Origin of the sequence: Shewanella sp. H8 (genome assembly GCF_040285065.1) — a bacterium.
Classification (GTDB): Bacteria; Pseudomonadota; Gammaproteobacteria; order Enterobacterales; family Shewanellaceae; genus Shewanella; species Shewanella polaris.
On the sequence record NZ_CP157213.1, the window covers coordinates 212,136 to 225,860 of the forward strand.

At 43.5% G+C, this 13,725-nt stretch carries 15 protein-coding genes; 8 read left to right on the forward strand and 7 right to left on the reverse strand.

What is annotated here, in order from left to right; genetic code table 11:
- Positions 1–57: 57 nt before the first annotated feature.
- Together ABIS04_RS00890 and ABIS04_RS00895 are read right to left on the reverse strand one after the other, a co-directional pair.
- Positions 58–753, reverse strand: coding sequence for a pirin family protein (locus ABIS04_RS00890; RefSeq protein WP_350432283.1), 696 nt, complete (start codon positions 751–753; stop codon positions 58–60).
- 100 nt (positions 754–853) lie between these two features.
- Positions 854–1,300: a DoxX family protein gene (locus tag ABIS04_RS00895; RefSeq protein WP_350432284.1), complete on the reverse strand. Its 447-nt coding sequence runs from the start codon at positions 1,298–1,300 to the stop codon at positions 854–856.
- 159 nt (positions 1,301–1,459) lie between these two features.
- Here ABIS04_RS00895 and ABIS04_RS00900 point away from each other — a divergent pair, with 159 nt between their 5' ends.
- Complete coding sequence (locus tag ABIS04_RS00900; RefSeq protein ID WP_350432285.1) at positions 1,460–2,353, forward strand: LysR family transcriptional regulator; 894 nt, start codon at positions 1,460–1,462, stop codon at positions 2,351–2,353.
- Positions 2,354–2,488: 135 nt separating this feature from the next.
- Here the strand turns inward: ABIS04_RS00900 and ABIS04_RS00905 are convergent, their stop codons facing one another.
- Positions 2,489–3,691: an MFS transporter gene (locus ABIS04_RS00905; RefSeq protein ID WP_350432286.1), complete on the reverse strand. Its 1,203-nt coding sequence runs from the start codon at positions 3,689–3,691 to the stop codon at positions 2,489–2,491.
- 192 nt (positions 3,692–3,883) lie between these two features.
- Between ABIS04_RS00905 and ABIS04_RS00910 the strand changes: the two genes are divergently transcribed.
- From ABIS04_RS00910 to ABIS04_RS00940, 7 genes are all read left to right on the forward strand, one after another.
- Positions 3,884–4,765, forward strand: a complete 882-nt coding sequence (locus tag ABIS04_RS00910) for a LysR family transcriptional regulator (RefSeq protein WP_350432287.1) — start codon at positions 3,884–3,886, stop codon at positions 4,763–4,765.
- A gap of 57 nt (positions 4,766–4,822) precedes the next feature.
- Positions 4,823–5,008 carry a hypothetical protein gene (locus tag ABIS04_RS00915; RefSeq protein WP_350432288.1) on the forward strand — a complete coding sequence of 62 codons (186 nt, stop codon included), beginning with the start codon at positions 4,823–4,825 and terminating at the stop codon, positions 5,006–5,008.
- 252 nt (positions 5,009–5,260) lie between these two features.
- The gene (locus tag ABIS04_RS00920) at positions 5,261–5,707 is read left to right on the forward strand and encodes a MerR family transcriptional regulator (protein ID WP_350432289.1); all 447 of its coding nucleotides are present in this window, start codon (positions 5,261–5,263) and stop codon (positions 5,705–5,707) included.
- Entirely contained in the window at positions 5,707–7,947 is a 2,241-nt protein-coding gene (locus ABIS04_RS00925) for a heavy metal translocating P-type ATPase (RefSeq protein ID WP_350432290.1), read from the forward strand. Before ABIS04_RS00920 ends, ABIS04_RS00925 begins: the two co-directional genes overlap by 1 nt.
- Positions 7,948–7,956: 9 nt before the next feature.
- On the forward strand, positions 7,957–8,307 hold the full coding sequence (locus tag ABIS04_RS00930) for a cupredoxin domain-containing protein (RefSeq protein WP_350433366.1): 351 nt from the start codon (positions 7,957–7,959) through the stop codon (positions 8,305–8,307).
- Between the two features lie 179 nt (positions 8,308–8,486).
- Positions 8,487–8,999 (forward strand): DUF2937 family protein, encoded by a 513-nt coding sequence (locus ABIS04_RS00935; RefSeq protein WP_350432291.1) that lies wholly within the window; start codon positions 8,487–8,489, stop codon positions 8,997–8,999.
- 33 nt (positions 9,000–9,032) lie between these two features.
- Positions 9,033–9,506 (forward strand): peroxiredoxin, encoded by a 474-nt coding sequence (locus ABIS04_RS00940; RefSeq protein ID WP_350432292.1) that lies wholly within the window; start codon positions 9,033–9,035, stop codon positions 9,504–9,506.
- A gap of 103 nt (positions 9,507–9,609) precedes the next feature.
- Here ABIS04_RS00940 and envZ read toward each other — a convergent pair whose 3' ends face one another.
- From envZ to cyoE, 4 genes are all read right to left on the reverse strand, one after another.
- Positions 9,610–10,950, reverse strand: a complete 1,341-nt coding sequence (gene envZ / locus ABIS04_RS00945) for a two-component system sensor histidine kinase EnvZ (protein ID WP_350432293.1) — start codon at positions 10,948–10,950, stop codon at positions 9,610–9,612.
- A 3-nt stretch (positions 10,951–10,953) separates the two neighbouring features.
- A complete protein-coding gene (gene ompR, locus ABIS04_RS00950; protein ID WP_137223790.1) occupies positions 10,954–11,679 on the reverse strand; it encodes a two-component system response regulator OmpR in 726 nt (241 codons plus the stop codon).
- A 115-nt stretch (positions 11,680–11,794) separates the two neighbouring features.
- Positions 11,795–12,601: a hypothetical protein gene (locus tag ABIS04_RS00955; RefSeq protein ID WP_350432294.1), complete on the reverse strand. Its 807-nt coding sequence runs from the start codon at positions 12,599–12,601 to the stop codon at positions 11,795–11,797.
- Positions 12,602–12,788: 187 nt separating this feature from the next.
- Complete coding sequence (gene cyoE / locus ABIS04_RS00960) at positions 12,789–13,721, reverse strand: heme o synthase (RefSeq protein ID WP_350432295.1); 933 nt, start codon at positions 13,719–13,721, stop codon at positions 12,789–12,791.
- Positions 13,722–13,725 lie beyond the last annotated feature (4 nt).

Genomic DNA, 13,725 nt, shown 5'->3' on the forward strand with positions numbered 1-13,725 from the left:
TGCTTTTGCCTGCGATAATCTATCGCAGGCAAAAGCAGTATTCACATAGCTATTAGGTTACGGTAAATCAAATATTAATGCAGTAGACTGGTCGTCTTGTTTGTTTTTCAACGTAATCGTTTGTGCATCAGTTATCTTTACACCATCACCTGCAGCGAGTATTTCAGTGTCTACGACTAACTCACCAGCAACTTGATGCACATAGACTTTTCGTGTTGCTTCTACGGTGTAAATAAACTCTGAATGCGGTGCCAAAATCAGTTGCGACAAAGTCGAATTTTGCTTGATTTTCAGGGTACCATTTTCACCCGTTGGCGTAGCAATTGTTGTTAGACCCACTGTTTGACCAAAGTTTTTTTGCTGGTATCTAGGTGTATTACCTAAGGTATTTGGCTGGATCCAAATTTGTAAAAACTTCAGTGGTTCTGTAGCCGATGCATTGTACTCACTGTGAGTAATACCACTGCCAGCAGACATTAATTGGAACTCACCAGCTGGCAATACTTCAACATTGCCTTCACTGTCTTTATGGGCAATTGAACCTTCGAGCACATAGCTGATGATTTCCATGTCACGATGGCCGTGAGTGGCAAATCCCGCACCTGGATCAACGCTATCATCGTTAATGACTCGCAGGGCTGAAAAGCCCATATGCTCTGGGTCATAATAACTGCCAAATGAGAAGCTGTGTTTACTGTCTAACCAACCAAAATTGGCGGTGCCGCGCTCGCTTGCTGGACGTAAAGTGATCATGATGTTCTCCTAACGCTTAATATACGTTTATACCAATCAGATTTGTGTTTTGATCTGATTGGTATTGATCGAAATTTGGGTTTGCTAATTTGAGCTGAGGTTACTTAGCTAGTCGACGGGTAAGCGCGTTATCTAGCGCTGCTTTACCCGAACCCGATAAAGCCAATGACACGCTGGCCGCTAATAATGCCAAGGCATACTCATAACCGTTGTTAGACATAAATAAGCCGTTGCTTAGGTGAACACTGGCAATGGCAATCACCATGGTAAAGGCCAGTGCGACAGCAGCTGGGCGAGTCAGTAAACCGAGTAAAATAAATAAGCCACCAAAGAACTCAGCACTGCCTGCCATAAAGGCCATTAACACGCCTGGCTCCATTCCCATTGACGCCATCCATTGCCCAGTGCCTTCTAGGCCGTAACCGCCAAACCAACCAAATAATTTTTGGGCGCCGTGGGCCATAAATATAATCCCTACAGGAACACGTAATGCTAATGTGCTAAAACCAGCGGTAGAGTGTGAGATGCGATTAATCAGTGCTTTCATGGTGTATGTCCTCAATATTTTTGAACTATTCTGTGATGGTTGCTAAAGGCTTATTTAGCCTGCCTCAGCGATTGATAATGAGTATATTGGGACTTGATTGAATAAAAAATCGGAATAAACTGAGTTAATAGTTCAAATTTTTTGAATGAGGATAAATTCATGCACCATGCCATTACCATCGATGCACTACGGGCCCTAGACGCCATTGAGCGCAAGGGCAGTTTTGCAGCTGCAGCGGCATCCTTGTATCGAGTGCCGTCAGCATTAACCTACACCATCAAAAAACTTGAAGACGACATGGGCACGGCATTATTTGACCGTACAAGGCAAAAAGCACAACTGACGCCAGCAGGTAAAATCGTATTAGAGCAAGGGCGTCAGATTTTGCTAGCCACTAACCGGCTTATTGATTCTGTGCAGCAATTAGAGTCCGGTTGGGAAAACGAAATTAGGCTATCACGCGATACGGTTATCCCCCAGTGTCAGTTGTTTCAAATAATTGAACAATTTAATCAGCTAGAACACTCGGTCGACATTAGTGTGGATGTTGAAGCTGTCGGTGGTGGTTGGGATGCCTTACACAGTCGCCGTGCAGACATTGTCATTGGCGCTTCTGGCGAGTTACCTAGAGGTGTATTTCAAACCCATAAAATAGGCGAGATTGAATTTGTGTTTGCGGTAGCGCCACATCATCCATTAGCATTTGTAGATGAGGTATTAGAAGCCGACAAACTCACAGAATATGCATCAGTAGTGGTTGCTGATACCGCGCAAGTGTTACCGACACGAAGCAGCGGTATGTTCAACAGTAAGCAGGTGATTAGGGTCAACACCATGGAAACTAAGATTGCAGCACAGTTACAAGGATTAGGGATTGGTTTTTTACCAAGGCACATGGTGCAGTGCTATTTTGACAGTGGTGAGTTAATTGAAAAACAATGCTCAATACCTCGTCCGAATCAGAGTTTGTACATTGCTTGGCATAAAGATCATCAAGGCCGTGCATTTGACTGGTTTGTGGAGCATTTACCTAAAGCCGATTGGGGTTTATAACATCTGAATGTGAGCACAATGATAGCGACCAATGTGAGATCGCAGATACGGGCTCACATTGGTGCTTATCGATCCAATCGTGATGTTGAATATCAGCGTTGATGTCTTTGCTTAACTATTCTTTTAACTATTCGGTTAACTACTCGCTTGAATACTCACTTGAGCATTCTTGCTAGCGTTAGTTTTCTTGTCTAGTGAGCCACTGAAACGTGTTAATGCTAGGGCAATAACCACAATCACCGCACCAACCCATGGTGTATGCATTAGGCCAGCGTTAGCCACAATTAGCCCACCACCCCAAGACCCAAGTGCAATACCGACATTAAAAGCGGCAATATTTAATCCTGAAGCCACATCAACGGCGTCGGGTGTGTACTTCTGTGCAAGGGAAACCACGTAAACTTGTAGCCCCGGTACATTGCCAAATGCAAACGCGCCCCAGACTAAAATGGTGATCACAGCGGCAATAGGGTTAACCGCAGTAAAATTAAATATCACTAATATGGTCGCAAGACCGCTGAAAATAATACTTAACGCTTTAATTGGGCCCATTTTATCGGCCATTTTTCCGCCCCAAATATTACCAATAGCGACCGATATCCCGTACACCAACATGATTAAGCCAATAGATTGAGATTCAAAACCAGACACTTGCTCTAAAATGGGGGCTAAAAAAGTAAAGGCTGTGAATGTGCCGCCGTAACCTAATGCGGTAATGGCATAGACCAGTAATAACCGTGGTTGAGTGAGTACTTTTAATTGCGATGATAATTTTGCCGCGGGTGGTTGAGGTAAATTATTTGGAACCAACAAGCTACTGCCAATCAAGGCTACAAATCCAAGAATTGCGACAGTTAAAAAAGTGGCTTGCCAACCAAAGGTTTGACCAATATAGGTGCCCAAAGGGACGCCTGTCACCAAGGCTACAGTTAACCCCGTAAACATAATGGCAATCGCACTGGCGGCTTTTTCTTTGGGTACTAACCCAGTGGCAATGGTTGAGCCAATAGAGAAAAACACTCCATGGGCTAACCCAGTGATAATGCGTGCAGCGATTAAGGTTTCGTAACCGGGCGCTTGCCAAGCCAATAGATTACCCGCAACAAATAAACTCATTACCGCCAGCAATACGTGTTTGCGATTCCATTTACCAGTTAATGCGGTGAGTACTGGTGCGCCAATGGCGACACCTAATGCGTAAAGACTGACCAATAAGCCAGCCGATGGTAATGATACGTTAAGGTCTTGTGCCATTGTGGGGATTAACCCCACAATGACAAATTCGGTGGTTCCAATAGCAAAGGCGCTAAGCGTCAATGCGAGTAAAGCTAACGGCATAATGTGTTCCTCTTAGGTTGTCGCTAGGATTTACCGTCGCGATAAATGTGTCAGTCAGTTGATGGGCGTCATTATTGATTAGATTTATATTGTTAAAAACAGTATGTTTAGCAAATGACTTTTGCTAAAAATGCAATAAACAATGATGTTAGAGCGACTCTTTAGATCGACACAGCACAAGATGAGGTATGCATGCTTACGCGTTCAGATGATTTAGATATATTGCTGATGGTGGTCGACAGCGGCGGTTTTTCTGCGGCGGCCGACGCACTCAATATTCAGGTTGCACGAGTGTCACGTGCGGTAAGTAAAATAGAGCAACAGCTCGGGGTCACCATTCTCAATCGCACCACTCGGCGTGTTGAGTTAACCGATGAAGGCCGCCAATTTGTCGAATCTGTTCGGGGTGGATTACAACAATTACAACGCGCAGAAGATGAACTCGTACGTCGTGGTGAACTACCACAAGGACGTTTGCGTGTGGACGCGGCAAGTCCGTTTGTGTTTCATCAATTAGTGCCTTTGATGAAAGATTTTCGCGCCGCTTATCCAGACATTGAATTAGCATTGACCTCGAACGAGGGCTATGTCGATTTACTTGAAAAGCGTACCGATGTGGCCATTAGAATCGGTAAGCTGGCAGACTCAACCTTGCATGCTCGACCATTAGGTAAAAGTGTCTTACATATTGTTGCCTCCGCTGAGTATTTAGCGCGTAGAGGTGTGCCACAAAAAGTGTCTGATTTGGCTTGCCACGAGTTACTTGGGTTTACCGAACCTAAAATATTGAATCACTGGCCGTTAAAAGGTTGCGATGTTATGACCCCTACTATCAGCACCAGCAATGGAGAAACCTTGCGTCAACTAGCACTGGCAGGTAATGGCATTGCGTGTCTTTCAGGTTTTATGATTAATGATGATCTCGCGACGGGTCGGTTAGTGCCCATACTTCAGTCGGAGAAGTTTACTCACATAGAACGTGAACAAGTGAATGCGGTGTATTACAAATCGTCTATTGTTGCGCGACGTATTTCTGCATTTATTGAGTTTATTCAACCAAGATTAACCTTATAACGAAGGGCTCAATTTAACCGTGTGTAGATATTTGCAGTTAGAGCAAAACAGATTTGCTTGGTTGACGGTTTATTTCTGTTGTTAGTTGGCGCACAGTGTTCGTCAACTAAGCTGGTAAATGCGCAAGCTAATATGGCCTCATTAGCGTTATCGCTTCCGTCTGAAGACATGGCGGCAATCGATAAATTAGATCGAAATCATCGTGTCGCTGCGCCAAATTTTAGCCCTGATTGGGATCAATAATCTATCAGCGAATGATCCATTAGCGAACGTGCCAATGGCTTAAGTGGCCAGGGAGTTCGCATTCAGTTTTAGATGATTTGTATAGCAAGTATCCACGCCAACATGAGTGATCATATTGGCGTTTTTTATTTTCAGGGTTGCTAGCTGCTTGACATGGGTGTAAGACATAGGTTTACAGTCGTTGCATATGCTCAGTAGATTTATTTATGTAGATCTTATTTTTCAATACAGTTGTTACCCCAAGGAGTGATTATGCAAGTCAGTGAACTCGCGACGTTATTGGGTGTTACCACAGACACAATTCGTTTTTACACCCGAATCGGCCTGCTCGCCCCAACAAAATCGCCTAGCAATGGTTATAAATTTTATCGTGACAAAGAAGTGTCGCGGATGCGATTTATTATGAGTGCCAGAAACTTAGGTTTTTCGGTGGATGAAATTAAAGTGATTTTTTCCAAAACTGATCACGGTGAAAGTGCTTGTACCATTGTGAAGCAGCTTGTTAGCCAAAAGTTGGCCGAAACTGAAATATTATTCAATGAAACCCTAAAATTACGTAATAAGCTGACTCAAGCCGTAAACGAGTGGGAAAACCTGCCCGCGTTGGCGCCCACCGGTAACATGGTTTGCCACTTAATTGAGGGATTTGATTCAAACCATGAAACCTCTTGTCAGGCTACCGATAAGGAGTCTTTGTGATGAATAACAAAACGACAACCCAATTATTGATAGAGGGTGCAGGTTGTGCCAGTTGTGTTGGCAAAATAGAGAAAGCCCTTAACAGCGTGGCGCAGGTTGACCAAGCAGAAATGAACTTTGCCGATCGCAGCGTCATGGTCACCGGAAATGTTGACGTGGCCAATTTGCTTGAGGCCGTTGAAAACGCTGGTTATCATGCGATTGTGATTAACGATCAGGGTGGTGCAGATGCCATCGATGAAAAAGAACAGGCTGATGCAATATATTATAAAAGCCTAATAAAACATACTATTGTCGCATTAGCAGTGGGTATCCCGCTGATGATTTATGGTTTGTTTATTGGTGACATGACCGTTACTAACCCAATACAACAGCTGGTTTGGGGGGCTATTGGTGTGCTGACCTTAGGAATTATGTTTTTCTCCGGCAAGCATTTTTATACTGGCGCATGGAAATCATTTACTCATCATAGTGCCAATATGGATACCTTAATTGCGCTCGGAACAGGCACTGCGTGGATTTACTCTATGGTGGTGGTATTTGCACCAGATTTATTGCCAGAAATGGCGCGCCATGTCTATTTTGAAGCAACCGCGATGATCATTGGTTTAATCAACCTTGGACTTGCGTTAGAGGTCAAGGCACGCGGTAAAACCTCCGCAGCGATTAAGCGCTTAATTGGTTTACAAGCTAAAACGGCTAGGGTGATCCGCAATGGTAAAGCGGTCGATATTGATATTGCCTTGGTGCAATTAAACGATAAGGTCAGTGTTCGACCAGGTGAAAAAATTCCCGTAGACGGTGTGGTCATTGAGGGCAGCAGCTTTATTGATGAATCGATGTTGACTGGCGAACCTATACCTGTTGAAAAAAGTATTAATGATGATGTTGTCGCAGGCACATTAAACAAATTAGGAACACTCACCTTTACCGCTACGCGAGTCGGTAAAGATACTGCATTGGCGCACATTATTACCATGGTTAAGCGGGCGCAGAACTCCAAACCGCCGATTGGACGGATGGCAGATGTCATTTCGAGCTATTTTGTTCCTGCAATGATGATTATTGCCATTGTCAGCGCCATGGTATGGCTCAATTTTGGACCTGAACCTTCAGTGGGATACGCCATAGTGTCGGCGATGACAATATTAATTATCGCTTGTCCGTGTGCTCTAGGATTAGCAACGCCAATGTCTGTGATGGTAGGTGTGGGTAAAGCCGCTGAATATGGTGTGCTTATTCGTAATGGTGAGGCTTTGCAAACTGCGTCGACTATTACCACCATGATCTTAGATAAAACAGGCACCATTACCGAAGGTGCACCAAAAATCACCGATATGATTGTTGTGAGTGGACGCGAACAAGAGCAGGTATTGCAATTGGCAGCGAGTATTGAGCAACATTCTGAGCATCCACTTGCGCAAGCTGTTGTCCAAGCAGCAACGGATAAGGGATTAACCTTATTCAATGTGGAAAATTTTACTGCTATTGCAGGATTTGGTGTTCAAGCTCAGTATCAATCGGCTCAGTTATTATTTGGTAATGAGAAATTAATGCACGATAAAGGCATTGCTTTGAGCGAATATCAACAACAAGCACAAGCCTTAGCAGCAGAAGCCAAAACGCCAATGTATTTTGCCATCGACGGTGAACTCGCGGCGGTAATTGCGGTGGCCGACCCCATTAAAGCAGATTCTGTTGCCGCCATAGCAAGGCTTAAAAGTAGTGGTATTAAAGTGATTATGCTTACCGGAGATAATCACGCGACAGCCACTGCAGTGGCAGCCAAAGTAGGTGTAGATGACTTTTTTGCCGACGTATTACCACAAGATAAAGCCAATAAAGTGGCCGAATTACAAGCATTAGGTGAAGTCGTAGGCATGACTGGCGATGGTATAAATGATGCCCCAGCACTGGCTTTAGCTAATGTTGGCTTTGCTATTGGCACCGGAACAGACGTGGCGATTGAAAGTGCTGACATAACGCTAATGCGAGGGTCGCTACATGGTTTAGCCGATGCCATCGCGGTGAGTAAAGCGACGTTAGGCAACATTAGGCAAAATCTGGTCGGTGCGTTTATTTACAATATGGCGGGTATTCCGCTCGCTGCAGGGGTGTTATTCCCTGTGTTTGGCGTATTACTTAACCCAGTAGTTGCGGGTGCAGCAATGGCATTTTCATCATTAACTGTGGTGAGCAACGCCAATCGTTTACGCTTTTTTACCCCTCAACAACACTAGGAGTGAATGATGCTATTAATTAACTTATTTTGTGTGGCATTGATTGCCCTTATCGTTTGGTGGTTTTGGTTATACAAACCCAAAGCCGCAACTCATCAAGCAAGTAACGCTATTGTGGTTAAAGACGGTGTTTACTCTCCGGCAAGAATAACCGTGCCGGCTAATACTGCAACGCAATTAACTTTTTTACGCCAAGACAAAGCAGGGTGCTCTGCAAGTTTGTTATTTCCAGACTTGGACATTAGCGAAGAGTTACCACTTGATAAACCTGTGGTAATTTCGCTGCCAGCGTTAGCCAAAGGTGAATATCCGTTTCATTGCCAAATGCAGATGTATAAAGGCGTCTTGCTGGTTGAGTAAACCTAGATAATGGGTGAGCTAACTCGGCTCAATAAAACCTTGATGCTTACTACTGGGCCACATAAGCTTTGAAAAAGGCATACCCGTTACGCAAGTTAACATCTGTTTATTCAAGATGCTTACTTGCGTAATTGGTGATATTGTGACGATTCGTTTACAACTGATTTTTCGATGACATCATGATACGACGTTTAATGGACTACATTCGTTTGGTACTATTTGTGAGTGGCGTATTAATTGGTATTCAAGTTCCCGGCTTTGTCGATCAATACGGTCAACGACTCGAAGCACACCAGCTTGAAGCTAAGCTAAGTTTGGCCGAGTTTCAGCGTGATGCCGACCGATTTTTTGCTGGTGATATCAGTAAACTCATCCGCCACTACCAACAAAATAACGACCCAGTATTCAGTGCTGGTGGTGAAAGCATTGAATCACTCTATCAGCGCTATACATCATTGACTCAAGCGTTGGGCCGTTTTCATCAACATAGTTATAGTCCTTATCAGCAAATAATATTGGCCCCACAAAAAGATATTCAATTAGAGGCTTGGCAGGCTTACAGTTATGTCATTTTATTAAAACCTCAAGCCATCGCCATAGGGTTATTGTTTGGGTTATTAGTGTCGATGTTGTGTGAATTAATTCTGTCTATTTTTTACATGGGCTGTCGTAGGGTTTTGACCCCACGGTAAGCTATCGTTTTTATTATTAATTAAGGAAATATTATGATCGCTATAGGACAATCTTTACCAAAAGCTACCTTAAGCCAACTGACTAAAGACGGTATGGTTAACCACGACGTGACTGAATTGTTTGCCGGTAAAAAAGTAGTCTTATTTGCCGTGCCAGGTGCATTTACGCCGACTTGTTCAGAAGCACATTTACCAGGCTATGTTGTACTTGCTGACGAGTTTAAAGCCAAAGGCGTTGACCTTATTGCTTGTGTTGCTGTTAACGATGCATTCGTCATGAAAGCATGGGGCGAAGCCCAAAATGCATCTGAATTAATGATGTTAGCCGACGGTGATGCTAGCTTTACTAAAGCATTAGGTTTAGACATGGACACTGCTGGTTTTGGCGGTATTCGTTCACAACGTTATGCTATGGTAATCGACAATGGCGTAGTGACATTACTGAATGTTGAAGAGGGTAAGTCATTTGGCGTGAGTACCGCTGAAGTGGTAATAGCTGCACTGTAGTCTACGCTATCCGTCGGTGAGTAACCGATGAGTAATCGATTGCGAATGTAAAAAATGGGCATCCAGTTAGGTGCTCATTTTTATCTGCATTCTTTAAGCTAGCTTAGCTATATTGAGATTTATCGATTAATGGCAACCATACTTGTGCTTTTAGTCCACCTTGAGGAAGGTTAGACAGTTTAATCTTGCCATGATGACGGTCAACAATACGTTTGATAATCGCTAAGCCTAAACCAGATCCAACACTACCACGGGCAGAGTCACCTTGGGTAAAGGGCTGAAACAGGGTATCCACTTTGGTTTCATCAATACCTGGGCCATTATCTTCTACGCTAAAGCACAAATAATGACCTTGGTTATATGAGCTGATTTTTACCCAACCATTACCATATCGAAAGGCATTTTCGACCAAATTACTTAATACTCGTTTGATTGCCACACTATTGATGGCAATGTCGGGACAGTCTGCTAGAGATAATTCTATAGTGCCTTCGCGATGCGATTCTTGTTGGCTGATTTCTTGTATTAGTCGGTTAATTTGATCTGGCTCGCGAATGCCTTCTTGGTCGTTACGAATATAAGCAATAAATTGGTTAATAATCGAATCCATATCTTCAATGTCGGTGACGATACCGTCTTTTAAATATTGATCATCTTCCACCATCATTTCAGACGCTAACCGTATGCGGGTTAATGGCGTACGTAAGTCATGTGATATACCCGCCATTAATAAAGCGCGGTCTTGCTCTAGTTGTTTCATACTATTAGCCATTTGGTTAAAGGCATGAGTTACTTCAACTATTTCGGTAGAACCGCTTAATGGTAGCGCAGGAGGAAAATCTCCTTTTGATACCGCGACCGCGGCTTTTTGTAATCTTTTTAACGGGCGGTTTTGCCTGCGAGCAAATAACCAACCGCCAGCTACACTGAGCGCGCCAATGACTAATAAGTAGAGGGTTAATGGCGATAAGTCTGACTCATTAATACCAGTCAATGGCACTTTTATCCATAAGGATGGTGCTTGCGGTGGCTTAATCCATACATCAAGATTTTCGCCTTGTGAAAAACGTACTTCGGCCTCACCGCCGAGGTATACCGACATTTGCTCAGACAAAAAACTATAATAAGTGGCCCGACCCAGGCCCGCTTCTTGAGCTTGTTTTAAGTTGTAAACTGTCATGCCATCGTCACGAACCTTGGCATTTAACGCGTCAACCATGGTGAGATGCTCACGACCAACATCAACACCATCTACAAATAGAATGTTGATTTGGCGGGCAATAAGTTGGTTTATCTGTTCGTAGCTGGGTTTAATAAAGTAAACGGCGACCGACCAATAAGAGACTAATTGGTTTATCAGTAATAAACTGCCAATCAGTAACACAGTTTGACTAAAGGCGCTTCTGGGTAAAAAGCGTTGCCACCATTTTAACTTTGGTTTCATTGATTATTTTCGCGTGGTGCCGTCGGGTACAAATACATAACCTAAGCCCCAAACCGTTTGAATATAACGCGGATTAGTCGCATCTTTTTCAATTAAACGACGTAAGCGTGAAACCTGAACATCAATTGAACGCTCAAGGGCGGAGTAATCTCGACCTCGTGCAAGATTCATTAATTTATCACGTGATAATGGCTCGCGAGGGTGATTAACCAATACTTTTAATACCGCAAATTCACCGCTAGTAAGCGCAATGCTTTCATCGCCATGAAACATCTCTCGTGTGGCTAAATTGAGTGAAAACTCACCAAATTCAATCATTTCCTCTTGCTGCGCTGGCGCGCCTGGTACTTCGGCAATTTGGCGACGCATTACCGCTTTAATACGCGCTAATAACTCACGTGGATTAAACGGTTTAGGTAAATAATCATCTGCACCCAGTTCTAAACCGATAATACGGTCGACTTCATCGCCTTTAGCTGTGAGCATCACAATAGGAATTGGGTTTTCTTGCTGACGTAAACGGCGACAAATAGACAAGCCATCTTCACCAGGTAGCATTAGATCGAGTACTAAAAGGTGAAAGTTTTCCCGCTCTAGCAATCTATCCATTTGTTCCGCATTGGCTGCGCTGCGCACTTGAAAGCCTTGCTCAATTAAGTAACGTTCTAATAATGAGCGTAATCTCATGTCGTCATCGACAACGAGAATCTTCGAGGTTTCTTGGCCCATGAAATATCCTTTAAACACTATTGATACCAGCAATGGCTCAGTATGAAGTGTAATCGTTTGAATTTAAATAGCTGATTGTGGCAGAAATTGTAACTAAATAGCTGGAAATAGAGGTTTATCGTGTAAATAGCTGCAAAGAATCACTTAAGTTGTCTTTATCGCTGTCAAAAGATAGGGCTAATTGTTGACGGTTTTGATGATAGAAAATGCTTGGTATGATGCCGAGTTGACTAACACTTTGCTGTGGATGGTTATCAAAAATAGGACTGATGAAAAGTTGGTGTTGTTGGATATCGAAGTGTCCCCATTGTAAGTGAGTGTAATGTGGATGCGCTTGCGGGTCTTGGTGTACGTTAATATTCACTACGGCGTAATAACCATTGTCGAGAAACAGCAAGCTGCTTAATGCTGAGGTCATTTGTTGGTGCCATACACCGTAGATTGATTGAATGGGGTAGGCTTGATAGTCATGTTGTTCATCCATCACGCTGTCAGCATTAGTGTCGATAGTAAATACTAACTTTGCGGATTCTAGGGTTAGTGCCATTTGTAGTTTTGGATGGTTCATTTGATATGCAACAAGGCCTTGTCGCGAATTATTACTATAGCTTGGGATAAAGCGTACGCCTGAGGGGTGTATGTCTATTCGGCCCCATTCGGCGACGCTATTTTGTGGTTCAAGCAAGTTAAATTCGATGTGTAAGTAACTGTGATCAGGATTTAACTGCAATAGTGTTATTTTCTCTGACGTGTCTATTATCCAATTGCCAAAGAGATCTTGGGTAGATTCAGTTACCTGTAATTCGTGGTTCGCATGCAGTGGGTTGATCGTGAATAAACCAGAAGCCAGCGCTAATAGTAGAGTGATGCTTTTAAAGGTGGTAAGCAAAAGCGATGTGAGTTGATTGCTATGTGGCACCATAAACATAAGTTCCTTTTATGTTTGCTGCAGAAATTCCGATTTTTATCACCGTGAGCGGCAGTATTAGGTAGGTACTAAATTAAGTGAGTACTAAATCTAATAAGAGCTAATCCTAGTCAAAATCGCCAATTAATCAAATAAAAAAGCCCGCAACATAATGTGGCGGGCTTAATTTTTTAGTATTAATTTATTGCACCCATGTCAGTAACGGCGTTTGTGCAACGACTTGAAAATCCAATGCCATCGTGACGCTTAATGCCGTGATGGTGATAATGGAAAATCCAAACACTTGCCTAGCCCAAGACTGCAGGTTTATGCCGTGACGATAACCTTTTAGCGCCATGGTTAACCACCACAAGCTGGTGGCGCAGGTAACGGCCATAAAGGCGACACCTGTGTAACCAGCGAGTGGTAATAGCGCGCTCACTAATGCAAACACCGCAATATAGAGCACAATATGCAATTTTGCTTTAGCCATGCCCTCAGCCACAGGTAATACTGGAATGTTAGCTGCGGCGTAGTCGTCAAAGCGAAAAATCGCAATTGCATAAGAATGTGGCATTTGCCATAGGCTAAACATCAGCAGCAGAATAACTGCGCCCATGTCCATTTGCCCAGTAACCGCACAATAACCCACAACCGGAGGCACAGCACCAGAGAAGCTGCCGACTAAAGTACCGTAAACCGAGTTGCGTTTCATGTACAGGCTATAAACGCCGACATAAACAACATAGCCAATGGCGGCAAATAACACCGCTAGGCTATTAGTGAATATCGCCAGCATTGCAAAGCCCACAACACCAAGGGCAATACCGAAGCTCAATACCGCTTGTACCGATATTTCACCGGTAACGGTCACCCTATTACGGGTGCGCTGCATTTTGGCGTCGATGTCGCGATCAATACAATTATTGATTGCGCAACCCGACGCCACCACCAATGACAAACCTATCATGGTGGCAAGCATCAAGGTCCAATCTACGTTACCTTGAGCGGCGAGTAAAAAACCGCCAGCGACAGAAATTAAATTGCCCATGATAATGCCAGGCTTAGTGACCTGAACATATCCTCGCAAGCGTGAGGTTAATTGTGCTGACATAGATAGACCTTGATTATTCATTATA